A 23,671-nucleotide genomic window follows, 5' to 3' on the forward strand; every position below is an offset into this window, starting at 1 on the left:
CCGGGGTTGCGGCGGCCGCGGCCGAGGGGTACGACGCGGTGTAGTACGGTTCGGGCATGCGTGTCGGCCCAGGTGAGAAGCTCTCTCGCCGAGTGCGTGACACCGCCGTCGGCGGTGTCACTGTCGCCGTGGCGGTCGCCGCGCACGGGATCGCCGGCGGCGGACTCCCGTCCGGATCCACGCTGGTGCTGCTCGCCGGATTCGCCGCGGTGCTGGTCGGCGTGAGCGCCGCGATCCCTCCGCTCCGCTCCGGTCGGCCCGCGCTCGTCGCGGTCCTCGCGGCCGGACAGGTCGGGGCGCACCTGACTCTCGGCGTCGGCGGCCACCATTCGGGCGCGTCTGACTCGGCAGTGCCCAGCCTCGGCATGATCGCCGCGCACGTGCTCGCGATCGGCGTCTGTGCGGCCGCGATCGCCGCGGCCGAGCGGATCGGCCCGCGCACGGAGGCGGCCCTGCGTGCCGTCGTCGCCGCGCTCTTCGCCGCGATCCCCGTCGCCGAACAGACCCGTACCTGGCGTCCCGTCGTGGACGTCCACCCGATCGTCTCCGCGCTGTGCCGCGCCGCCACGCCCCGACGTGGGCCACCCGTTCTCGTCTGATCACACCTCACCCCCGCGCACCCTCGGCCGAGCAGGCCGGTGCGCGGCTTTCGCGGATCCCCACACCCGTCGGGACCGCGCCTACGAGGGTGCCGCCGTGCCTGTACGCCGTGCGGGCCCTCGCCCTGTCTGATCGACGAGAGCGAATTCATGACTGTCATCGAGACCACCGGCGTGCGCGAACACTCGCCGCCGGCCCGAAACCCCCGACCGCTGCGCGCACTGGTGCTGCGGCTGCACTTCTACGCCGGCGTCTTCGTCGGACCCTTCCTGCTGGTCGCCGCGCTGACGGGCTTCGTCTACGCGTTCGCCCCGACCCTCGAGAGCTGGGTGTACGGGAGCTACCTGCAGGCACCTGTCGCCGAGCAACCCGTGGCCGAGTCCGCCGCGGTGCAGGCCGCACTGGACGGTCGCGAGGCGTCCGCGCTGCAGTCGGTGCAGACCGCCGACCCGGGCGGCACCACCCGCGTGCTCTTCGCCGACCCCGATGTCGGATCCGGGCAGACGAGCGTATTCGTCGACCCGGGCACCGGGACGGTGCTCGGCGCGCTGGAGACCGATTCCGGTGACCTGCCGTTGCGGGCCTGGTTGTCCGCGCTGCACAAGAACCTGCACCTCGGCGACGTCGGCAACCTCTACACCGAACTGGCTGCGTCGTGGCTGTTCGTCATCGTCCTCGGCGGCCTGTACCTGTGGTGGAACAAGGCGCGCGCGGACCGGGCCCGCGGGAAGCGGGCCCGCCTGCTGACCGTCGACCGCTCGGTCACGGGCCGCCGCCGGACGCTCAACTGGCACGGTGCGGTCGGCGCCTGGGCGGCGCTCGGCCTGCTGTTCCTCTCGGCCACCGGCCTGTCCTGGTCCGACAACGCCGGCGCGAACATCAAGACCGTCCGCAGCGAGATGAGCTGGAACGCACCGGCCTTGAACACCTCGCTCGCCGGCGCCCCGGCATCCGGCGGGGGAGAGCACGACGGGCACGGCGCCCCGGCAGCGGGCGGCGAGCACGCCGGTCACGCGGCGTCCGGCGCCGACCCGGTGGACGTCACCGCGATCGACGGGGTCCTGCACGTGGCCCGCGCCCAGGGGCTGACCGGCCAACTGTCGGTCGGGATCCCCGCCGACGTCTCCACCGCGTGGACGGTGAAGGAAACGGCGAAGACGGGCGGCGACTCGATCGCCGTCGACGGGTACACGCTGCGGGTCGTCGACCGGGTGGACTTCGCCGACGGCCCGATCGCGGCCAAGCTCACCTCCTGGGGCATCGCACTGCACATGGGCACCCTCTTCGGCCTCGCCAACCAGGTGGTGCTCGCGGCCCTCGCGGTCGCGCTGATCACCCTCGTCGTGCGCGGCTACCTGATGTGGTGGCAGCGCCGGCCCGCCCGGGCGGCCGGCATCGAATTCGGTGCCCCGCCCCGCCGCGGAGCGCTGCGCCGTCAGCGCCTGCCGGTGGTCGCGGTAGTGGCCGTCGTCGCGGTGGCCGTCGGCCTGTTCGTTCCCCTGCTCGGCCTGTCCCTCGCGGCCTTCCTGGTCGTCGACGTGCTCCTCGGGCTCGTCGCATCCACACGCTCGAAGACGCCTGCTCAGTCAAAGACGCTCGCAAACAAGGAGATCCAGTCATGATCACGTTCACTCGTTCCCGTCTTGCGATCGCCGGCATCGCGACCATCGGACTCGCCGTCGCCGGCTGCTCGGGCGACCCGGGTTCGTCCTCGCCGCAGGCGGACTCGGCCGCGACCTCGGTCACGTTCGACGAGCAGTGGGTGAAGGCCGCGGACTCGGGGATGACCGCGCTGTTCGGCACCCTGGTGAACAACTCGGATTCCGAGCTGCTGCTCACCGAGGTGAGCAGCCCGGCCGCGCCCCGCGTCGAACTCCACGAGATGGCCGACAGCGGTGGTGCGATGGTGATGCGCCGCAAGCAGGGCGGCATCGTGGTGCCCCCGCACGGTTCGTACGCCCTCGAACCCGGCGCCGACCACGTGATGCTCTTCGACCTGCCCGCGCCGATCAAGGCGGGCACCGAGGTGCCGTTCACCTTCCGGTTCGCCGACGCCGGCGACGTCGAGTTCACCGCGCAGGTGCGAGATTTCGCGGGCGCGCGGGAGTCCTACGACGAAGGGGCGCACGGTGGCTGAGCTGAGCCGGCGGCGTCTGTTCGGCGCGGGTGCGGTCGCCGTCGGCGGCGCCGCACTCGGCTGGGGCGCCGGGGCGGTCACCGGGAACCGGGAGGCGGAGGCGGCCCCGTCCGTGGTGCCCTTCCGCGGCGCGCACCAGGCCGGCGTCGCGACCCCGCCGCAGGCGCACACCACCTTCGTCGGGCTGGACCTGCGACCGGGGGTCGACCGGGCGGGGCTGGTGCGGCTGTTGAAGGTGTGGACGTCGGACGCGGAACGGCTCACCGCCGGCCGGGGCGCGCTGGCCGACACCGAACCGGACCTGGCCACGCGGCCGGCGAGACTCACCGTCACGGTGGGCTTCGGCCCCGGCGTGTTCCGCGCGGCCGGGGTGGAGGAACGGCGTCCGTCCTGGCTGAAGCCGTTGCCGCCCTTCTCGGTCGACCGGCTCGAGGAGAGGTGGAGCGACGGCGACCTGCTGCTGCAGGTCGGCTCCGACGACCAGGTCACCGTGGCGCACGCGTTGCGGGTGCTGCTCAAGGGCGCCCGCTCCACCGCGACCGTCCGCTGGACGCAACGCGGGTTCCGTCGGGCCCGGGGCACCGAGCCGGAGGGCACCACCATGCGCAACCTGATGGGGCAGGTGGACGGCACGGTCAACCCGCGCGCGGGCACCGCGGACTTCGACACGCTGGTCTGGAACGACGGAGCGCAGCAGCCGTGGCTGGCTGGCGGCACCTCGGTGGTGATTCGGCGGATCCGCCTCGACCTCGACAGCTGGGACGAGTTGGACCGTCCCGGCCGCGAGGTCGTGATGGGCCGGCGGATGTCCGACGGGGCGCCGCTGACCGGCGACGCCGAGCACGACGAGCCGGACTTCGGGGCGGTGGACGCGGGCGGGATCACCGTGATCGCGCCGAACTCGCACATCGCACTGGCCCGCTCTGCCGATCCCGGGCAGCGGTTCCACCGGCGGGCCTACAACTACGACGAGGCGCCCGCAGGGGAGGCGGTGTCCGACTCCGGCCTGATCTTCGTCACCTACCAGGCGGATCCGCAGGCCCAGTTCGTGCCGGTGCAGCAACGACTCTCGGACGCGGACCTGTTCAACACCTGGTCGACGCCGATCGGCTCGGCGGTGTTCGCGATACCCCCCGGCTGCGAGCCGGGTGGGTACCTGGGGGAGCAGTTGCTGGGCAGGTGATCAGGATTCGGTGAGCCTGCCGCCGTCCATCTGCCACCGCCGGGTGCTGCGCATCGTGTCCAGCATCCGGCGGTCGTGGGTGACGAGCAGCAGGGTGCCCTCGTACTCGTCCATCGCCCGTTCGAGCTGCTCGATGGCGGGCAGGTCCAGGTGGTTGGTGGGCTCGTCGAGCACCAGCAGGTTCACCCCACGCGCCTGCAGCAGGGCCAGCGCGGCCCGGGTGCGTTCGCCGGGGGACAGGGAGCTCGCCGGCCGCAGCACGTGCGCGCCGCGCAGGCCGAACTTGGCGAGCAGCGTCCGCACGTCCGCGTCCGGCCAGTCGGGGACCGCCGCGCCGAACGCCTCGGTGAGCAGTTCGTCGCCGACGAAGAGCCCGCGCGCCTGGTCCACCTCGCCGATCGCGACGCCGCTGCCGAGGGTGGTGCTGCCCTCGTCCGGGGTGAGCGTGCCGAGCAGCAGTCGCAGCAGGGTGGTCTTGCCGGAACCGTTCGGTCCGGTGACGAGAACCCGGTCGCCCCACTCGATCTGGGCGGTGATCGGGCCGAGGGTGAATGTTTCACGTCGAACAACCGCGCCGCTGAGGGTGGCCACGACGGTGCCGCTGCGCGGGGCGCTGGCGATCTCCATCCGCAGCTCCCACTCCTTGCGGGGCTCCTCCACCACCTCGAGCCGTTCGATGCGGCGCTGCGTCTGGCGGGCCTTCGCGGCCTGCTTCTCGGTGGACTCCGCGCGAGCCTTGCGGCCCATCTTGTCGCCGTCCGCGCCCTTGGCCTTGCGGCGGGCGTTCCGGACGCCGTGCTCGAGCCAGTTGCGTTGCATCTGAGCGCGATCCTCGAGGCCGCTCTTGGTGTCCGCGTAGTCCTCGTAGCGTTCGCGGGCGTGCTGGCGGGCGATCTCCCGCTCGGCGAGGTACGACTCGTAGCCGCCGTCGTACACCGCGATCTGCTGCTGCGCGAGATCGAGCTCGACGATCCCGGTGACGGTGCGCGCCAGGAACTCCCGGTCGTGGCTGACCACCACGATGCCCGTGCGGGCCTCGTCGACGAAGCGCTCGAGCCGGTCCAGGCCGTCGAGGTCGAGGTCGTTGGTGGGCTCGTCGAGCAGCAGCAGGTCGTAGCGGGAGAGCAGCAGCGAGGCCAGCCCGGCCCGGGCGGCCTGCCCGCCGGAGAGGGCGGTCATCTCGGCCTGCAACCCGACGTCGAGCCCGAGGTCGTCGAGCACCTTCTCGGCCCGCTCGGGGAGGTCGGCGCCGCCGAGGCCGAGCCAGCGCTCGAGGGCGTGCGAGTAACGGTCGTCGCCGCCCGGCTCGCCGAGGGCCTCCGCGGCCGCGTTCATCTCCGCCTCGGACTCCGTGACGCCGGTGCGGCGGCCGAGGAATCCCTCGACGGTCTCGCCGGGCAGGCGTTCGGGTTCCTGGGCGAGGTAGCCGACCGTCGCGTGCGGCGGACTCAACGTGACGGTGCCCTCGACGTCGGCGGTGGTGTGGCCGGAGAGGATGGAGAGCAGGGTGGACTTGCCCGCCCCGTTCGCGCCCACCAGGCCGATCACGTCGCCGGGGGTGACGACGAGGTCGAGGCCGGAGAACAGGGTGCGGTCGCCGCGGGATGCGGAGAGGTCGTCGGCGTGCAGGGTGGCGCTCATGAGTCGATTGTCTCAGTAGCGCGGGAACATCCTCCCGGCGCGAGCGGTTGTTCCGTTCCATGACCTCTCTGAGCTCAGTACCGAACGTGCCCCTCAACGACGGCAACACCGTCCCGCAGCTCGGATTCGGGGTGTGGCAGGTGCCCGATGACGAGAGCTACACGGCGGTGACCAGCGCGTTGAGCGTCGGATACCGCAGCATCGACACCGCCGCCGTCTACGGCAACGAGGCCGGCACCGGCCGCGCGATCAAGCACTCCGGCATCGCACGGGAGGACCTGTTCGTCACCACCAAGCTGTGGAACGGCGCCGCGGAGACGTGGACGCGGGACAACGTGCTGCGCGAGTTCGACGCCTCGCTCGATCGGCTCGGACTCGACTACCTGGACCTCTACCTGATCCACTGGCCGCGCGCGATGCGCGAGGACTACGTCGCCATCTGGCGGGCCTTCACGGAGATCAAGGAGAGCGGCCGGGCCAAGTCGGTGGGCGTGTCCAACTTCCAGCCCGCGCAGTTGCAGCGCCTGATCGACGAGACCGGGGTGGTGCCCGTGATCAACCAGGTGGAGGTGCACCCGGACTTCGCCCAGCCGGAGCTGCGGGCCTTCCACGCCGAGCACGGCATCGTCACCGAGGCGTGGTCGCCGCTGGGGCAGGGCCGCGGACTGCTCGACGACCCGGTTCTCTCCCGCATCGCGAACAAGCACGGCCGGTCGGCCGCCCAGGTGACGCTGCGCTGGCACCTGCAGGTGGGCAACGTGGTGATTCCGAAGTCCGTGACGCCGTACCGGATCAGGCAGAACTTCGAGGTGTTCGACTTCGAACTCGATGCCGACGACCTGGCAGCCATCGCCGGGCTCGACGTCGGGAACCGGCTGGGGCCGGACCCCGACGAGTTCGACATGGGGTAGCGGGAAAACACGCGGTCGGGGTCGAAAAGTCCAGCACCCCGACCGCCGGCCGGGTCCGGCTAGGGTTGGTGACCGATGAGCGCGCCAGTCCCCACCACCGAGTCCGCGTCCTCGCCCACGGTTCCGTCCGGCGGCGGCAGCGCTCCCTGGTGGCGCCCGACCGGCACCCGGGTCATGCAGGTCGCCGCCGCGCTGGTGGTCCTGCAACTGCTGGTCCGCGGGGTGGTGGCGGCCCGCGGCTACTACTACTGGGACGACCTGATCCTCACCGGGCGCGCCGGGACGATGTCGCTGCTGTCGCCGGAGTTCCTGCTCTACGACCACGACGGGCACTTCATGCCGGCGGGGTTCCTGGTCGCCGGGATCGCGAACACCCTCGCCCCGTACCAGTGGGCGCTGCCCGCGCTGATCCTGGTGATCCTGCAGGCCCTCGCGTCCCTGGCGGTCCTGCGCCTGCTCACCGTGCTGCTCGGCCGCCGGCCGACCCTGCTGATTCCCTTTGCGCTCTACCTGTTCTCGCCGTTGACGTTGCCCGCGTTCGCCTGGTGGGCGGCGGGCCTCAACGCGCTGCCCATGCAGATCGGCCTGGCCTGGGTGGCGGCGGACGCGGTGCTGCTGTGCCGCACCGGCCGGCCCCGCTACGCCTGGTCGGGGCTCGCGGTGTTCGTCGCGTCGCTGCTGTTCTTCGAGAAGTCCGTGCTGGTGCCGGTGGTGGCGTTCGCCGTCGTCGCGCTGGTGTACCGGGTGGACGGGCACCGGAAACCGTTGCGCGCCACGCTGGTCCGGGGCCGGCGGCTGTGGGCCTGGTCCGCCGTCGTGGTCGCGGGGTGGGCCCTCGTCTACGCGCTCGTCGTCACCCCGCGCCCCGGCGAGCGCACCCCCGAGATGACGATCGAACTGATGCGTCACTCGAAGTACCGGGGCCTGTTCCCGACGCTGCTGGGCGGGCCGTGGCAGTGGGACCGCTGGCCGCCGAGCCCGCCGTGGGCGGTGCCGCCGGAGGCTCTCGTCGTCGTGGCGGCCGTCGCGGTCCTCGCCTGCGTGGTGGGGACCCTCGCGTGGAAACGCCGCGTCGGCTGGGTGTGGATCGCGACCGCCGCGTACGTGCTCGCCTCCGAGGCGGCGATGGTGATCGCGCGGTCCTCGCCCGACACCACCTACGAACTCGGCCAGACGCTGCGGTACCTGACGGACAGCGCCGTGGTGATCGCGATCGCGCTGGCCCTGGTGCTGCGCGCCCCCACCCGGGAACGCTGGTCGGGCCGACCCGGCGCGGCCGGGCCCCGGTCGGTGCTGCTGGTCTCGGGGCTGGTGGTGGCGTTCGTCGCGAGCAGCCTGTGGTCCACGGCGACCTTCCTGCCGCGGTGGGAGGACAACCCCACCGTGGACTTCCTGGCCCGGGCCGAGACCGCGCTCGCCGCGAACGCCGACGCGCCGATGTTCGACCAGCCGGTGTCGATCTGGGTGTTGCTGCCGGTGGCCTACCCGCACAACATGGCAAGCTCCGTCTTCGCCGCGCTGCCCGACCGGCCGGAGTTCGCCTCGTCGACGCCGGTGCTGCGCAAGATGGACGACTCAGGCGACATCGTCGACGCCGAGGTGAGCTGGGTGCGCGCGATCGGTGAGGGGCCGGTCCCGGGCTGCGGCTACCACGTCACCGATGCCCCGACGGCGCTGCCGCTCAACGGCCCGCTGGCCGGCTGGGAGTGGGCGGTGCAGCTGAACTACCTGGCGAGCCGCGACGGCGAGATCGAGGTGGGTCTCGCGGAGGGCGAGCCGGTGACCGTGCCGGTGCGGGCGGGGTTGAACACCGTCTACGTCAACCTCGACGGCGGTGGGCCGGACGTGCGGGTGCGCACGCTCGACCCGGAGCTGACGCTGTGCGTCGGGGTCGGGCCGGTCGGCGCGGTGGTCCCCAGGTCCTGAATTGCCGCGCGGTCATGCCGGTCCATGCGCGCTGCAAGTTTTCCCCAAGAACCGCCCGGCATTCTGCGTGGACACAGCCCGCAGACAGCCAGGAGCACGACATGAGCACTGCCGTTGCAACCCGCCCGGACACCCAGGACATGGTGGTCATCCACAACGTGTTCCGCCGCAATTTCGCCGCGCTGCCGACGGCGGTGCGGGCGGTGCCGGACGGTGACACCGAGCGGGCGGCCCGCGTCGTCGCCTTCGTCGACGAGATGACCGTGGCCCTGCACCACCACCACAGCGGCGAGGACGAGTTGATGTGGCCCCGGTTGCTGGACCGGGTGCCCACCGATCGTGCGCTGGTGCTGCGGATGGAGGAGCAGCACGAGCGGATCGGGGAACTGGTCGCACGGGTCGAATCGCAGGCAAGGGAGTTCGCCGCGGTCGCGTCGCCGGAGTCCGGTGCGCACCTGGCCGAGACGTTGACCGCGCTGACCGGTGCGCTGGACGAGCACCTCGCCGAGGAGGAGGCACGGATCCTGCCGCTGGTCGAGCAGGTGATGTCGGCCGCGGAGTGGGCCGAGCTGGGGGACCGGGGCCGGGAGTCGATCCCGGAGGAGCGCCGACTGGTGTTCCTCGGGTTCATGCTGCACGGCGCGACCGATCAGCAGCGCCGCGCGATCCTGTCGGAGGTGCCGTTGCCCGGACGTCTCGCCTGGCGGCTGCTCGGTCGGCGGGCGTTCGCCCGGGAGTACCGGGGGATCTACGGGGTCGCCCCCGCGTGAGATGTCAGGTGCGCGATCAGCTCCGACGCCGCCGCCCGGCCGCCGCGGTTCGCGCCGATGGTGCTGGCCGACGGTCCGTACCCGAGCAGGTGGATCCGCGGGTCCGCGGCCACCTGGGTCGCCAGCCGACCCGTCATGGTGATGCCGCCGCCGGGTCCGCGCAGTCGCAGCGGCGCCAGATGGTCGAGGGCACTGCGGAACCCGGTGCACCACAGGATCACGTCCGCCCGCTGGGCGGTGCCGTCGGCCCAGCGGACACCGTCGGCGGTGATCTCGTCGAAAATCGGAAGACGCTGCAGGACACCGCGTTCGCGGGCCGCCCGTAGCGCGGGAGTGAGCGGCAGTCCGGTCACCGACACCACCGAGCCCGGCGGCAGCCCACGTCGCACCCGGTCCTCGACGACCGCCACCGCGGCCCGTCCCTCCTCCCCGGTGAACGGTTCGTCGCGGAACTGCGGTTCGCGGCGGGTGACCCAGGTGGTGGTGGTGACGCGGGAGATCTCGTCGAGCAGTTGCACCGCCGAGATGCCGCCGCCGACCACCATCACGTGCCGGCCGGCGAACTCGTCCGCCGTCCGGTAGTCGCGGGTGTGCAGCTGCCGGCCGGCGAACAGTTCGGCGCCCCGGTACCGCGGGACGAAGGGGCGTTCCCAGGTGCCGGTGGCGTTGACGATCCCGCGGGCGGTCAGCGCGCCCGCGCTGGTCTCGAGGGTCAGCAGGCCCCCCGCGTCGTGGTCGCACACCACCCGGGTGTGCACCGGTCGGCGCACCGGCAGCGAAAAGCGGCGTTCGTACTCGGCGAAGTAGCGCGGCACCGCGTCCGCGGCCAGCACCTGGTCCGGCGCCTCGGCGCCGAGGACGTCGGTGAACGCCATGCCCGGCAGGTCGTGGACCCGGTTGACGGTGCTCAGGGTCAGCGACGGCCAGCGGAACTGCCAGGCGCCACCCGGTCCGGGTGCGTGGTCGAGCACGACGAACCGCAGTCCCGCGTCCGCCCCGAGGCGTTGCAGGTAGTACCCGGCGGACAGCCCGGCCTGACCGGCGCCGATCACCGCGACGTCGACGTGAGAATCCATGTTGGCGACCTCCCCGGGACAAACGGTACGGTCACAACCATGATCGGGACCAGCCGTGACGGCGACGTGGTGACAATCGAACTGCAGCGTGAGGACCGGCGCAACGCGCTCAACACCGAACTCTGCGTGCTGCTGCGCGACGCTGTCGACGAGGCCGTGGGCCAGGGTGCCCGGGTGATCGTGCTGACCGGTTCGGGCTCGGCGTTCTGCGCGGGCGCGGACCTGTCCGGCGACGTGTACGCGGACGGCTTCCTCGACACCCTGCTCGAGATGCTGCGCACCATCGACTCGGCGCCGGTGCCGGTGATCGCGGCGGTGAACGGTCCGGCGATCGGCGCGGGCACCCAGCTGACGCTCGCTTCGGACCTGCGCGTGGTGGCGCCCGACGCCTACTTCGCCGTTCCCGCAGCCAAACTCGGCATCTCGGTGGACAACTGGACCGTCAAGCGGCTGGTGGCCCTGGCCGGTGGCGGCCCGGCCCGCACGGTGCTGCTCGGCGCCGAGCGGCTGACCGCGGACGCCGCGTTCACCGCCGGGCTGGCCAACAAGATCGGCGACCTGGCCGTCGCGCAGGAGTGGGCGCAGCAGATCGCCGCCCTGGCGCCGCTGTCCCTGCGCCACCTCAAGCTCGTGCTCAACGACGACGGCACCCGCGCGGACGCCACCGAGGACCAGCGCGAGGCGCTGGTCGCGGCCTGGAGCAGCGAGGACATGGACGAGGCGCGGATGGCCCGCTTGGAGAAGCGCCGGCCGATGTTCCAGGGCAAGTAGCGGGACAGGGCGGCGGAATGGGAACGAAGAGCGCCTTCGCGGCGGGTGTCGCGCTGGCAGGGGTAGCGGCGTTGGTCCGGGCGGGCTGGGGTGTGCGGTCCCAGATCGGCGCGTCGACCTCGGCGATCGCCCCGCACGCGATGGGCTCGGCGCGGTACCGCGACCGGCGCTTCCACAACACCGAACCCAGCCGCCAGGTGGTCGGCGGCTCAGACTCGAGCATCTTCTCGGCGCTGCTCACCCGTGGCCGGCTGGGCCGGCCACGCCAGGCCATCCCGCTGGCCACGCCGCTGGCCCCCGCGGCCGCCGCCGACCTGGCCGTCACCTGGTACGGGCACGCCAGCGCGCTCATCGAGGTCGACGGGTACCGGGTGCTCACCGACCCGGTGTGGAGCGACCGGGTCTCGCCGTCCCGGCTGGTCGGGCCGCTGCGCCTGCACCCGACGCCGGTCGGGATCGAGGACCTGCCGAGGGTGGACGCCGTCGTCGTCTCCCACGACCACTACGACCACCTGGACAAGTCGACCGTCGAGGCACTGCTGCGCACCCAGACCGCACCGTTCGTGGTGCCGACCGGGATCGGCGCGCACCTGCGCAGCTGGCGGGTCCCCGAGGACCGGATCGTCGAACTGGACTGGGACCAGGAGGTCGTGCTCGGCGAGCTCACCGTCACCTGCACCGAGGCCCGGCACTTCTCCGGCCGCGGACTGGCCCGCAACACGACGCTGTGGTCGTCGTGGGTGATCCGCGGGCCGCGGCACCGCGCGTTCTTCGGCGGTGACACCGGGTACACCCCGCGGTTCGTCGAGATCGGGCAGCGGCACGGACCCTTCGACCTGACGCTGCTGCCGGTCGGCGCGTACGACGAGCACTGGCCCGACATCCACATGAACCCGGAGGAGGCGGTCCGGATGCACGCCGACCTCAACGCGGGCGACGACGCGGCCGGCGTGCTGGTCCCGGTGCACTGGGCCACCTTCAACCTGGCCTTCCATCCCTGGGCCGAGCCGGTGACGCGACTGCTGACGGCGGCGCGCGAGTCCGGCACCCGGGTCAGCGTGCCGATGCCCGGTCAGCGGATCGACGTGCTGCGGCCCGGCGTGCAGCGGCACTGGTGGCTCCGGCTGGCATAACCTGGCGTTCATGGCCAACGAGGACCTCCCGGGCGCATCCGTCGTGACCGCGCCCCTGCACGCCGACGTCGACCCGTCGGTGGGGCTGACCGCGGACCAGGTGGCCCGCCGCCGGGCCGACGGCCGGACCAACGACGTGCCCGGCCGGGCGAGCCGCTCGGTGCGGGACATCGTCCGTGCAAACGTCTTCACCCGGATCAACGCCATCCTCGGGGTGCTGTTGATCATCGTGCTCGCCACCGGGTCCGTCATCGACGGCATGTTCGGACTGCTGATCGTCGCGAACAGCGCCATCGGCATCATCCAGGAGGTCCGGGCCAAGCAGACCCTGGACAAGCTCGCGATCGTCGGCCAGGCCAGGCCGCAGGTCCGCCGCGACGGACAGTCGGTCACGGTGGCACCGAACGAGGTGGTGCTCGACGAGATCATCGAACTCGGTGCGGGCGACCAGATCGTCGTCGACGGGGCACTCGTCGAGGGCGAGGCGCTCGAGGTCGACGAGTCGCTGCTCACCGGCGAGGCCGACCCGGTGCACAAGACGCCCGGCGCGCAGATCCTCTCGGGCAGCTTCGTGGTGTCCGGCAGCGGCGCCTACCAGGCCACCAAGGTCGGCAAGGACGCCTACGCGGCGCGGCTGGCGGAGGAGGCCAGCAAGTTCACGCTGGTGCACTCGGAACTGCGCAGCGGCGTCGACAAGATCCTCCGGTTCATCACCTACCTGATGATTCCGGCGGGCCTGATGATCGTCTACAACCAGCTCTTCGTCAGCAAGCAGGCACTGCCCGACGCGCTCAACGGCATGGTGGCCGCGCTGGTCCCGATGGTGCCCGAGGGCCTGGTGCTGATGACCTCCCTCGCGTTCGCGGTCGGCGTCGTCCGCCTCGGCCGGCGGCAGTGTCTGGTGCAGGAACTGCCCGCGATCGAGGGCCTGGCCCGGGTCGACGTGGTGTGCGCCGACAAGACCGGCACCCTCACCGAGAACGGGATGCGCCTGTCCGAGCTGCGGGTCCTCGGCGACGGGGGAGAGGCGGTGGTGCGTGATGCGCTGGCCGCCCTCGCCGGGGACGACCCGCGTCCCAACGCCAGCATGCTGGCGATCGCCGAGGCGATCGACCACGACCCGGGCTGGACCTCGACCGGGATCGCGCCCTTCACGTCCGCCAAGAAGTGGAGCGGAATCTCCTACGGCGACAACGGGAACTGGGTGCTCGGCGCGCCCGACGTGCTGCTCGACCCGGCCAGCGACCCCGCCCGTCAGGCGGAGGAGGCCGGCGCGCGGGGCCTGCGGGTGCTGCTGCTGGGCAGCAGCGACCTGCCGGTGGACGCCGCCGCCGCGCCCGGCCGGGTCACCCCGCGGGCGCTGGTGATCCTCGAGCAGCGGGTGCGGCCCGACGCCGCCGAGACCCTGGAGTACTTCGCCGAGCAGCATGTGTCCGTCAAGGTCATCTCCGGCGACAACGCGGTCTCGGTCGGTGCCGTGGCCAGCTCACTGGGCCTGCCCGGCGGTGACCGTCCCGTCGACGCCCGCGAGTTGCCTTCCGGGCGAGAGGAACTCGCGGACGCGCTCGACGAGGCGACCACCTTCGGCCGGGTCCGGCCGGACCAGAAGCGGGAGATGGTCGGCGCGCTGCAGTCGCGCGGCCACACCGTCGCGATGACCGGCGACGGCGTCAACGACGTGCTCGCGCTCAAGGATGCGGACATCGGGGTGGCGATGGGCTCGGGCAGCGCGGCCACCCGCGCGGTGGCGCAGATCGTGCTGCTGGACAACAAGTTCGCCACCCTGCCCTACGTGGTGGGCGAGGGCCGCCGGGTGATCGGCAACATCGAGCGCGTCTCCAATCTGTTCCTCACCAAGACCGTCTACTCGGTGCTGCTGGCCCTGTTGATCGGGCTGTCCGGCCTCCTGTCCCAGGTGCTGCACTTCGACCCGCTGCCGTACCCGTTCCTGCCTCGGCACGTCACCATCGCGGCCTGGTTCACCATCGGCATCCCGGCGTTCATCCTGTCGCTGGCGCCGAACAACGAGCGCGCTCGCACCGGCTTCGTCTCGCGGGTGATGCGGTTCGCGGTGCCGTCGGGCGTGGTGATCGGGGTGGCGTCGTTCGTGTCCTACGTGCTGGTCTATGCCGGTCCCGAGTCCACGCCGACCCAGCAGGTCCAGGCCAGCACCACGGCGCTGATCACCCTGATCATGATCGCGCTGTGGGTGCTGGCCATCGTCGCGCGGCCGTACGTGTGGTGGAAGATCGTGCTGATCGCGGGGTCGGTGGGCGGCTACCTGGTGCTCTTCGCGCTCCCGTTCACCCGCGAGTTCTTCAAGCTGGACCCGTCCAACATCGCCGCCACCACCACCGCGATCGTCTGCGGCGGCGTGGGGATCGTGTTGGTGGAGCTGGGCTGGTGGGTGTCCGGACTGCTGTCCGGCGACAAGCGCCGCGTGTTCTCGCTTCCTGAGTCTCCGGCGGGCTGACCAGCACGCTCCACCTGTGGCGTGCGTCCGGCAAAGCTGTGAGACTGGGTCTGAGCGGGGGGACCGCCCCTCGACGACAGGCGCCCGGTCCGGGCGTCGGAGGAGGAACCACGATGGGCTTCATGGATACGCTGAAGGGCCTCTTCGGCAAGGGACAGCAGCTCGCCTCTGAGCACTCGGACAAGATCGAGGGCGCGATCGACAAGGCCGGCGACATCGTCGACCAGAAGACCGGCGGCAAGTACGCCCAGCACGTCGACAAGGCGCAGGACGCAGCCAAGAAGGTCATCCCGCCGAAGCAGTAGTCCGCGAGAAGCCGGCCACACTCAGGAGCCGCAATGCCCGTCAGACCGCCCTCCGCCGGATACACCGTGGAGCTGCTCTTCGACCGGGACTGCGGCTTCTGTGTGTACTGCGCCGGGTGGCTGCAGCGACTGGACCGCCGCGGCCGGGTCACGGCGACGGCGCTGCAGCAGCCCGGCGCGACGGAGCATTTCGGCGTGAGCAAGGACGAGGCGCTCGAACGGGCCTGGGCGGTGGACTCCCGCGGCGACCGGTACGCGGGCGCCGGCGCGATCAACGCGGCACTGTCCGGGGTGATCGGCAGCCGAATGCCGTTGTACATCTATCGAATTCCCGGGATCCGGCAGGTACAGGACCTGGCCTACCGGATGGTCGCCGCCAACCGGCACCGACTGCCCGGCAGGGGCGGCAGCTGCGCGGTCGGCTGACGGATGGACATCACCAGCCTGCTCTTCGTGGTCATCGCGGCCATCGTCGTCGCCGGGTTCGCCAAGCGCCTCGACTTCCAGGTTCCCCTGGTGCTCGTCACGATCGGCGCGGCGGCGTCCTTCGTGCCCGGCGTTCCGTCACTGGAGATCGCGCCCGAACTGATGCTCGGGGTGGTGCTGCCCCCGCTGCTGTACTCGGCGGCCCTCGACTTCTCCTTCAACACCTTCCGCCGCAACCTCGGGTCGATCCTGCGGCTCGGCATCGGCATGGTGCTGGTGACCACCCTGGCGGTGGGGTTCTTCGCCGACTGGCTGGTGCCGGAGTTCACCCTCGGCGCCGCGCTGGTGCTCGGCGCGGTGGTGGCCCCGCCCGACGCGGTCGCCGCGGTCGCGGTCGGCCGGCGGCTCGGCCTGCCGACCCGGATCATGGCCATCCTCAAGGGCGAGAGCCTGGTCAACGACGCGACGGCGCTGACCCTGTTCGCGCTGACCACGGCCGCGGTGACGGGCCGGAAGATCGCCATCGACTCGCCGGTCGCGTTCTTTCTCTACGAGACCGCGGGCGGGGTGCTGGTCGGGCTGGCCTTCGCGGTGGCGGTCCGGTTGGTGCGGTCCCGGATCGAGGACTCCCCGATGGAGACGGTGCTGGGTCTGGTGCTGCCGTTCACCGCGTACCTCGCGGCCGAGGAGATCCACGCCTCCGGGGTGCTCGCCGTCGTCACGGCCGGGTTCGTGATGGGGCGCAGCGCCGGCGACGAGTCGGTGGCGACGCGGATCCAGGAACGATCGGTGTGGCCGACCGTCGACCTGGTCCTCGAGACGTTCGTCTTCGCGTACATCGGCCTGCAGCTGAAGTCGGTGGTCGAGGACGTGCGTGCCGACGGGCTGCCGGTGTTGCACGTGTTCGGGTACGGGCTGGTGGTGCTGGCCCTGGTCATGGTGGTGCGCCCGGCCTGGATCTTCCTGAACTGGGGTCGGCGCCGGGCTACCAGTTCGATCGTCAGCAGGCGCGGCGGTTCCCGGCCGGGCGACCCGCTGAACTGGCGGCAGAACCTGGTGGTGTCGTGGGCCGGGATGCGCGGCGTCGTCACCCTCGTCGCGGCGTCCGGCGTACCGCTGGTGACGTTGGCCGGCGATCCGTTCCCGGGCCGCGGGGTCATCCAGGCTGTCGCCTTCACCGTCGCCGTCGGGACCCTGCTGATCCAGGGGTCGACGCTGCCGCTGCTGATCCGGAAACTCGACGTCGCCGACCCGGACGAGGAGCGCCGCACCGAGGAGCAGGTTGCCTATGCGCGCAAGGTCTCCCTCGAGGCCGCCGAGCAGTCGCTGCGGGACGTGCTCGAGGATCCGCCGAAGGGCGTGGCGAGCAAGGAGATGCTGGAGGTCGCGGAGCGGGTCCGGCGCTCGGCCGAGGCCCGGATGGCGGCGGACCTGGTGGAGGACGTCGGCGAGCACGAGGTCAAGGCGATGCAGGCCAGTGCGCTGTTCAACCGGCTGCGCAGCCGGGTGCTCAAGGCCCAGCGCCGGGCGCTGCTCGCGGCCCGGGACTCCGGCGACCTCGACGACGAGGTGCTCCGCAGGGTGCTGGAAACGCTCGACATGGAGGAGGCGGTGGCGGAGGCCCGTGTGCAGCGACAGCGCTGGTGACGGCGCGTGGTCGCGGTGGGCGGGCCTCCGCTGTCGTAGCGTCGTGGTCATGACCACGACCACTCCCACCCTCGCCGACCACCACCACGACGACCGCCTCGCCTTCTGGGCGGCAGCCCCCGCCGGGGCGCAGCAGGACTGGGTCGACCGCGACACCCAGCGGTACTTCCGTCCGCCCTACGTGGGGACCCGCGGATGGGTGGGGGTGTACCTCGACGTGAGCGTGGACTGGGACGAGGTGGCGGACATCGTCGAGGACGCGTACCGCACGGTGGCGCCGCGCACCCTGGTGACCAGGCTGGACGCGGAGACCCCGTGAGCACAACGGTTCTCGCCCTGCTGGGGGTGGTCGCGGTGGCCGTCGTGGTCGGCATCGTGGTGGTGTGGCTGCGCACCCGGCAGGCGCTCACCACCCCCGCGGAGCGCGCGGTGCACGACACCCTGCACACCGCGTCCCTGGCCGCCCGACCGCTGCGCCGCGGACTGGACGCGACCTCGGCAGCCGAGGCCGCCCCGTACCTGCGCCAGCTCACCGGTGGCGCGGCCCTGGCGATCGCCGACGCCGAGGGTCGGCTGCTGGTCTGGCACGGACCGCACCAGCAGCTCTCCGAGGCGTTCGGGGCGGCGGCGGCCCGCGCGGTCGTGGGAGAACGGCAGGTCCTGGTCGAGCAGGCCGAACTCGGCGCCACCGCGGTCCGGGCGTTGATCGCGCAGCCGCTGCTGGTCGAGGACGCCGGGGTGATCGGGGTGCTCGGCGTGGTCGCCACCACGGATCCGGGGCCGGGGGTGCTCGGCGCCGTCACCGAGGTGGCCCGGTACGCGAGCAGCCAGATCGAGCTGGCCGAACTCGACGCGTCGCGCGCCAGGCTGGACCGGGCGGAGGTCCGGGCGCTGCGGGCGCAGATCAGCCCCCACTTCATCTACAACGCGCTCAACACGGTGGCGTCGTTCGTGCGGACCGACCCGGCCCGCGCCCGGGAGCTGATCCTCGAGTTCGCCGACTTCACCCGGTACTCGTTCCGGTCCGCGGGGGAGTACACGCTCCTCGCCGACGAGCTGCGCAACATCGACCGCTACCTCACCCTCGAACGTGCCCGGTTCGGCAGCGCGCTCGAGGTGCGGCTGCAGGTGGCACCCGAGGTGCTCAACGTGGTGCTGCCGTTCCTGGCATTGCAGCCGCTGGTGGAAAACGCTGTCCGGCACGGTCTCTCCGGCCAGCAGCACGGCGGCACGGTCACCATTGTCGCGGCGGACGAGGGCACGGACTGCGTGATCAGCGTGGAGGACGACGGCGTCGGGATGGATCCGGACGTGCTGCGCTCGGGATCCCTGGACGCCGTCGAGTCCGGTCCCGGCCGGCCCAGCGCGAAGGAGTCCGCACACGTGGGCCTGGCCAACGTCGACGACCGGTTGCGAGCGGCGTTCGGCAACGACTACGGCCTGGTGGTGGAGACCGCGCCGGGGGCGGGCACCAAGGTCAGCATGCGGGTGCCCAAGTTCCGCGCCGGAATCCGGGCATGACCGGCGGGCATGGCACGATGGATTCGTTGTGACGCAGAATGCCGAGGGGACCCGCGAGGCCCCACTGACGGTGCTGGCCGTGGACGACGAGCGACCCGCTCTCGACGAGCTGGCCTACCTGCTGCGCGCGCAGGACGGCGTGGGGGAGATCCTCACCGCGGGCGACGCGACGACGGCGCTGCGGGTGATCAAGGACCGGCTCGGACACGCCGCCCCCATCGACGCGGTCTTCCTCGACATCAACATGCCCGGCCTGGACGGCCTCGAGCTGGCCGGGGTGCTCGCCGCGTTCGTGCGCCCGCCGGTGGTGGTGTTCGTGACCGCCCACGACGACCGCGCGGTCGACGCCTTCGATCTCGGCGCCGTGGACTACCTGCTCAAGCCGCTGCGCGAGGAGCGGCTGGCGGAGTCGGTGCGCCGGATCCTCGCGCAGCGTCAGCAGCGCGGACCGCAGGTCGAGGCGGCCGGCACCGAGCCCGACGCCGACGAGGTCATCCCCGTGGAGCTGGGTGGGGTCACCACCCTGGTGCGCCGCTCGGCGGTGGCATGGGTGGAGGCGGACGGCGACTACACGCGGCTGCACACCGCGTCCGGCTCGCACCTGGTGCGAATCCCCATCTCCGCGTTGGAGTCCCGGTGGCAGCCGGCCGGCTTCCTGCGGGTGCACCGCTCCTACCTGGTGGCGCTGCCGCTGGTCACCGGAATCCGCACCGCGGGCACCGGCATCGTGGTGTGCCTGCGCGCCACCGCCGACGGCCCGACGGTGGAACTGCCGGTGAGCCGTCGCCACACCCGCGAACTCAAGGACCGGCTGGTGCGGGCGCCCCGGCAGAGTTGGTCTCCCCGGTGAGCGTCGCCGACGGCCCGCCCCGGGCCCGGCAGCGGGTGGTCCTCGCGGACCGGCACGGGGCCCGCGTGGTGAGGACCCGGGTGGAGGTCCAGGAACAGACCGAGGTGGGCGAGGTGATGGTCCGGGCGCTGGTGCGCGCGCAACTCGGACTGGCACTGCGGATCGCGGTGCTCGCCGCGGCGCTGCTGGGCCTGATCCCGCTGCTGGTGCTCGCGTTCCCGGCGCTGAGCGGCGTCGCGGTCTTCGGGATCCGGCTGCCGTGGCTGGTGCTCGGGGTGGCGGTGTACCCGCTGCTCTACGGTGTCGCCCGGCTCTACTGCCGGCTGGCCGAACGCACCGAGCAGGAATTCGTCGACCTGGCCGACGACTGAGCGGGCAGCCATGTCCGGTCAGCCGCTCCCCGTCGTCACACTTCTGGTCCTGGTGGTCGCCGCCGTCGCGACCGTCGTCATCGGGTTGTACGGAGTCCGGTTGGCGCGCACCACCTCCGACTTCCTGGTGGCCTCGCGCAGCGTCGGCCCACGCCTGAACGCCGCCGCCATCTCCGGCGAGTACCTGTCGGCCGCCTCGTTCCTGGGCGTCGCCGGGCTGATCGCCAAGTACGGCGCGGACGCGCTGTGGTATCCGGTCGGGTTCACCGCCGGCTATCTCGGGCTGCTGCTGTTCGTGTCGGCGCCGCTGCGCCGTTCGGGGGCCTACACAGTGCCGGACTTCGCCGAGTTCCGGCTCGGCTCGGTGCGGTTGCGCCGGCTGGCCATGCTGGTGGTGGTGGTGATCTGCATCCTCTACATGGTGCCGCAGTTCCAGGGCGCCGGGCTGACGCTGGGCATCCTGCTCGGGATCCCGGCGTGGGTGGGCGCGCTGGTGGTCGGGCTGATCGTGATCGGGAACGTGGTCGGCGGCGGGATGCGGTCGGTCACCTTCGTGCAGGCCTTCCAGTACTGGCTCAAGCTCACCGCGGTCGCGGTGCCGGCCGTGGTGCTGTCGGTGCACTTCTTCGGCGGCGCATACGATCTGGGGTCACCCGCGCCGCCGACCGTCGGCGCGCGCACCACCGTCGACATCACCACCGACGTCGTCGTGCAGGTCTCGGAGACGCTGCACGCGCAGGTGAACGGGACCGTCGACGACGCGCCGGTCGAGGGCCCGGTCTCGCTCGGCCCCGGCGAACACGAACTCGGCGCCGGTACCGTGCTGGTGCTCGACGCGGGCGCGCCGGTGCCGGTGGTGGCGGGCGCCCCCGCCACCGAGGTGCAGTGGCTCGAGCCCGGCTGGGGGTTCGGCGGGTCCCACCCGATCTACCAGGTCTACTCCCTGATGATCGGGATCTTCCTGGGCACCATGGGATTACCGCACGTGCTGGTCCGCTTCTACACCAACCCGGACGGCCGGACGGCCCGCGCCACCTCGCTCGCGGTGATCGGCCTGCTCGGCGTGTTCTACCTGTTCCCAACGCTGCTGGGCGCCTTCGCCCGGCTGTGGGTGCCGCAACTGCTCATCACCGGGGCCTCCGACGCCGCCGTGCTGCTGCTGCCGGGATCGGTGTTCTCCGGTCTCGGCGGCCAGTTGCTGGCGGCGCTGGTCGCGGCGGGTGCGCTCGCGGCGTTCCTGTCCACCTCCTCGGGCCTGCTGGTCAGCGTCGCGGGCGTGCTGAGCACCGACGTGCTGCGCGGGCGGGTGCGCGACTTCCGGCTGGCGGCGGTACTGGCCGGGGCGATCCCGCTGGTGCTGGCGGTCGGGGTGGTCTCGCTGGACCTCTCGCGCACCGTCGGTCTCGTGTTCGCGGTGGCGGCGTCGACGCTGTGCCCGCTGCTGGTGCTGGGCATCTGGTGGCGCGGGCTGACCGCAGCCGGGGCGGCGGTCGGGATGGTGGTCGGCGGCCTGGTGTCGGGGTTGGCGGCGGCGGTGACGGTCGCGGGCGGCGTCGGCGGCGGACTGTGGGGCGGCTGGCCCGCCGCGCTGGTCGGCTACCCGGCCGCGGTGAGCGTGCCGCTGGCGTTCGCGGTGATGGTGCTCGTCAGCCGGGCGACGCGCGGCCGGGTGCCCGCCGGAGTGGGGCTGATCTTCACCCGGATGCACGCGCCGGAGCGGCTCGACGTGGGCTCCGACCGGGCGACGGAGCTGCGTTCCCGCTAGCCGTTCGTCGCACTCGGCCGACCGCCTGGCGCCCATCTCGACTCCTCGACGTGTGACCGCTGCCACAGGCTGCGGCTGTGACCTGTATCTCACTAGCGTCATCGGTCAACCGCTCCATCCACGTACCCCGCTCGAGGAGTTCGCAGTGACCACAGCCGATGTGATTCCGGAAGGCTCGCCCGAACGGGCGGCACCGGACGAGCAGGCCTTCATCGACATGCAGGCGAGCCCGGAGTTCCAGGACCTCCGACGCCGGCTGCGGAACTTCGTGTTCCCGATGACGGCCTTCTTCCTGCTCTGGTACGCCGTCTACGTGCTGCTGGCGACGTACGCCGGCGACTTCATGGCCACCAAGGTCATCGGGAACGTCAACCTCGGCCTGATCCTCGGACTCGGCCAGTTCGTGACGACCTTCGTGATCACCGGCCTCTACGTGCGGTTCGCGAACCGTGAACTCGATCCGCGGTCCTCGGCGATCCGCGAAGAACTGGAAGGCCCGCAGCTGTGAACACCATCCTCGCGGCATCGTCGGCCGATGTCGGCAACCCGATGCTCAACATCGCCATCTTCGTGGCCTTCGTCGTCATCACCATGACCATCGTGATCCGCGCCAGCCGCACCACCACCAAGGCGTCGGACTTCTACACCGGCGGCGCCCAGTTCTCCGGCCCGCAGAACGGGTTCGCGATCGCGGGCGACTACCTGTCGGCGGCGTCCTTCCTCGGCATCGCCGGCGCCATCGCGGTCTACGGCTACGACGGCTTCCTCTACTCGATCGGATTCCTGGTGGCCTGGCTGGTGGCCCTGCTGCTGGTCGCGGAGTTGTTGCGCAACACCGGCCGGTTCACCATGGCGGACGTGCTGAGCTTCCGGCTCAAGCAGCGGCCGGTGCGGATGGCCGCGGCGCTGTCCACCCTGGTGGTCTCGCTGTTCTACCTGCTCGCCCAGATGGCAGGCGCCGGCGGACTCGTCGCGCTGCTGCTCGACATCCACGACAAGGTCGGCCAGGCGATCGTGGTGACCGTGGTCGGCCTGCTGATGATCGTCTACGTGCTGATCGGCGGCATGAAGGGCACCACCTACGTGCAGATGGTCAAGGCCGTGCTGCTGATCCTCGGCGCGGGCATCATGTTCGTGCTGGTCCTGTTCGCGGTGAAGGGCAACTTCTCGCAGCTGCTCGCCGACGCGCAGGCCATGGTCAACAGCTCCACCAACGAGGCGGTCGCGGGCCGGGACGTGCTGGCGCCGGGCGCCAAGTACGGTCTCAGCTCGATGACGCGACTCGACTTCATCTCCCTCGGCCTCGCGCTGGTCCTCGGCACCGCCGGCCTGCCGCACGTGCTGATGCGCTTCTACACCGTGCCCACCGCGAAGGAGGCCCGTCGCTCGGTCACCTGGGCCATCGGCCTCATCGGCGCCTTCTACCTGTTCACCCTGGTGCTCGGCTACGGCGCCGCGAAGCTGGTCGGACCCGACGCCATCCTGGCCGCGCCCGGCAAGGAGAACTCGGCGGCGCCGCTGCTGGCCTTCGAGCTCGGCGGCACGGTCTTCCTGGCGATCATCTCCGCGGTCGCGTTCGCCACCATCCTGGCCGTGGTCGCGGGCCTGGCGATCACCGCGTCGGCGTCCTTCGCCCACGACATCTACGCCAGTGTCATCAAGCGCGGCAACGCATCCGAGGAGGAGCAGGTCCGGGTCTCGCGGATCACCGTGGTGGTCATCGGCCTGGTGTCGATCGTGCTCGGCATCCTGGCGATGGGGCAGAACATCGCCTTCCTGGTGGCGCTGGCCTTCGCGGTCGCGGCGTCGGCGAACCTACCGACCCTGCTGTACTCGCTGTTCTGGAAGGGATTCAACACCACGGGCGCGCTGTTCAGCATCTACGGTGGCCTGCTCAGCTGCCTGACGCTGATCGTCTTCTCGCCGGCCGTCTCCGGCACTCCGACCTCGATGTTCCCCGACGCCGACTTCGCCTGGTTCCCGCTGGCGAACCCCGGCATCGTGTCCATCCCGCTGGCCTTCGTGCTGGGCATCGTCGGCACCTACGTGGGCCGTAAGAAGCTCGAGGACGCGGGCAAGCAGGCCGAGATGGAGGTGCGCTCCCTGACCGGCGTCGGCGTGGAGAAGGCGGTCGCGCACTGACGCGACCGGATCGTCCCTGCGGA

21 protein-coding genes and 1 pseudogene are annotated in these 23,671 nt (G+C 71.8%); 20 read left to right on the plus strand and 2 right to left on the minus strand.

Annotated elements, in window-relative coordinates; genetic code table 11:
• Positions 1–56 precede the first annotated feature (56 nt).
• From AC1DWC_RS09645 to AC1DWC_RS09660, 4 genes are all read left to right on the plus strand, one after another.
• Positions 57–599, plus strand: a complete 543-nt coding sequence (locus AC1DWC_RS09645; protein ID WP_477907505.1) for a hypothetical protein — start codon at positions 57–59, stop codon at positions 597–599.
• Between the two features lie 150 nt (positions 600–749).
• Positions 750–2,222 carry a PepSY-associated TM helix domain-containing protein gene (locus tag AC1DWC_RS09650; protein WP_477907507.1) on the plus strand — a complete coding sequence of 491 codons (1,473 nt, stop codon included), beginning with the start codon at positions 750–752 and terminating at the stop codon, positions 2,220–2,222.
• On the plus strand, positions 2,219–2,737 hold the full coding sequence (locus tag AC1DWC_RS09655) for a copper chaperone PCu(A)C (RefSeq protein WP_477907509.1): 519 nt from the start codon (positions 2,219–2,221) through the stop codon (positions 2,735–2,737). Before AC1DWC_RS09650 ends, AC1DWC_RS09655 begins: the two co-directional genes overlap by 4 nt.
• Entirely contained in the window at positions 2,730–3,920 is a 1,191-nt protein-coding gene (locus AC1DWC_RS09660) for a Dyp-type peroxidase (protein ID WP_477907511.1), read from the plus strand. Before AC1DWC_RS09655 ends, AC1DWC_RS09660 begins: the two co-directional genes overlap by 8 nt.
• Here AC1DWC_RS09660 and AC1DWC_RS09665 read toward each other — a convergent pair whose 3' ends face one another.
• A complete protein-coding gene (locus tag AC1DWC_RS09665) occupies positions 3,921–5,561 on the minus strand; it encodes an ABC-F family ATP-binding cassette domain-containing protein (RefSeq protein WP_477907513.1) in 1,641 nt (546 codons plus the stop codon).
• Between the two features lie 59 nt (positions 5,562–5,620).
• Here AC1DWC_RS09665 and AC1DWC_RS09670 point away from each other — a divergent pair, with 59 nt between their 5' ends.
• The 3 genes from AC1DWC_RS09670 (at position 5,621) to AC1DWC_RS09680 (ending at position 9,168) form a co-directional block, all read left to right on the plus strand.
• Positions 5,621–6,472 carry an aldo/keto reductase gene (locus AC1DWC_RS09670; protein ID WP_477907516.1) on the plus strand — a complete coding sequence of 284 codons (852 nt, stop codon included), beginning with the start codon at positions 5,621–5,623 and terminating at the stop codon, positions 6,470–6,472.
• A gap of 174 nt (positions 6,473–6,646) precedes the next feature.
• Entirely contained in the window at positions 6,647–8,398 is a 1,752-nt protein-coding gene (locus tag AC1DWC_RS09675) for a hypothetical protein (RefSeq protein WP_477907605.1), read from the plus strand.
• A gap of 101 nt (positions 8,399–8,499) precedes the next feature.
• Positions 8,500–9,168, plus strand: a complete 669-nt coding sequence (locus tag AC1DWC_RS09680; protein WP_477907518.1) for a hemerythrin domain-containing protein — start codon at positions 8,500–8,502, stop codon at positions 9,166–9,168.
• On the opposite strand, the gene AC1DWC_RS09685 is transcribed toward AC1DWC_RS09680, so the two are convergent.
• Positions 9,147–10,244 carry an NAD(P)-binding domain-containing protein gene (locus AC1DWC_RS09685; RefSeq protein WP_477907520.1) on the minus strand — a complete coding sequence of 366 codons (1,098 nt, stop codon included), beginning with the start codon at positions 10,242–10,244 and terminating at the stop codon, positions 9,147–9,149. The two genes, AC1DWC_RS09680 and AC1DWC_RS09685, sit on opposite strands and share 22 nt — an antisense overlap.
• A 39-nt stretch (positions 10,245–10,283) precedes the next feature.
• Here AC1DWC_RS09685 and AC1DWC_RS09690 point away from each other — a divergent pair, with 39 nt between their 5' ends.
• The 13 genes and pseudogenes from AC1DWC_RS09690 (at position 10,284) to AC1DWC_RS09750 (ending at position 23,648) form a co-directional block, all read left to right on the plus strand.
• Positions 10,284–11,015: an enoyl-CoA hydratase gene (locus AC1DWC_RS09690; RefSeq protein WP_477907522.1), complete on the plus strand. Its 732-nt coding sequence runs from the start codon at positions 10,284–10,286 to the stop codon at positions 11,013–11,015.
• Between the two features lie 17 nt (positions 11,016–11,032).
• The gene (locus AC1DWC_RS09695) at positions 11,033–12,148 is read left to right on the plus strand and encodes an MBL fold metallo-hydrolase (protein WP_477907524.1); all 1,116 of its coding nucleotides are present in this window, start codon (positions 11,033–11,035) and stop codon (positions 12,146–12,148) included.
• A gap of 10 nt (positions 12,149–12,158) precedes the next feature.
• On the plus strand, positions 12,159–14,621 hold the full coding sequence (locus AC1DWC_RS09700; protein WP_477907526.1) for an HAD-IC family P-type ATPase: 2,463 nt from the start codon (positions 12,159–12,161) through the stop codon (positions 14,619–14,621).
• A 113-nt stretch (positions 14,622–14,734) separates the two neighbouring features.
• On the plus strand, positions 14,735–14,926 hold the full coding sequence (locus AC1DWC_RS09705; protein ID WP_072842920.1) for an antitoxin: 192 nt from the start codon (positions 14,735–14,737) through the stop codon (positions 14,924–14,926).
• Between the two features lie 33 nt (positions 14,927–14,959).
• Positions 14,960–15,352 (plus strand): thiol-disulfide oxidoreductase DCC family protein, encoded by a 393-nt coding sequence (locus tag AC1DWC_RS09710; RefSeq protein ID WP_477907528.1) that lies wholly within the window; start codon positions 14,960–14,962, stop codon positions 15,350–15,352.
• Positions 15,353–15,355: 3 nt separating this feature from the next.
• Positions 15,356–16,999, plus strand: coding sequence for a Na+/H+ antiporter (locus AC1DWC_RS09715; protein WP_477907530.1), 1,644 nt, complete (start codon positions 15,356–15,358; stop codon positions 16,997–16,999).
• A 67-nt stretch (positions 17,000–17,066) separates the two neighbouring features.
• A pseudogene (locus tag AC1DWC_RS09720) lies at positions 17,067–17,318 on the plus strand (MmcQ/YjbR family DNA-binding protein); the annotation flags it as partial.
• Entirely contained in the window at positions 17,315–18,520 is a 1,206-nt protein-coding gene (locus AC1DWC_RS09725) for a sensor histidine kinase (protein ID WP_477907532.1), read from the plus strand. The pseudogene AC1DWC_RS09720 and the gene AC1DWC_RS09725, both read left to right, overlap by 4 nt.
• Positions 18,521–18,548: 28 nt before the next feature.
• Positions 18,549–19,370: a LytR/AlgR family response regulator transcription factor gene (locus tag AC1DWC_RS09730; RefSeq protein ID WP_477907535.1), complete on the plus strand. Its 822-nt coding sequence runs from the start codon at positions 18,549–18,551 to the stop codon at positions 19,368–19,370.
• Positions 19,367–19,741, plus strand: a complete 375-nt coding sequence (locus AC1DWC_RS09735; protein ID WP_477836985.1) for a hypothetical protein — start codon at positions 19,367–19,369, stop codon at positions 19,739–19,741. Before AC1DWC_RS09730 ends, AC1DWC_RS09735 begins: the two co-directional genes overlap by 4 nt.
• A 10-nt stretch (positions 19,742–19,751) precedes the next feature.
• Positions 19,752–21,506, plus strand: coding sequence for a sodium/solute symporter (locus tag AC1DWC_RS09740; protein WP_477907537.1), 1,755 nt, complete (start codon positions 19,752–19,754; stop codon positions 21,504–21,506).
• A 145-nt stretch (positions 21,507–21,651) separates the two neighbouring features.
• Positions 21,652–22,014 (plus strand): DUF485 domain-containing protein, encoded by a 363-nt coding sequence (locus AC1DWC_RS09745; protein WP_477907539.1) that lies wholly within the window; start codon positions 21,652–21,654, stop codon positions 22,012–22,014.
• Positions 22,011–23,648: a solute symporter family protein gene (locus AC1DWC_RS09750; RefSeq protein WP_477907541.1), complete on the plus strand. Its 1,638-nt coding sequence runs from the start codon at positions 22,011–22,013 to the stop codon at positions 23,646–23,648. The genes AC1DWC_RS09745 and AC1DWC_RS09750 overlap by 4 nt, the downstream gene beginning before the upstream one ends.
• The last annotated feature ends 23 nt before the right edge of the window (positions 23,649–23,671 follow it).

It is taken from the genome of Rhodococcus sp. P4_C10 (assembly GCF_056402135.1).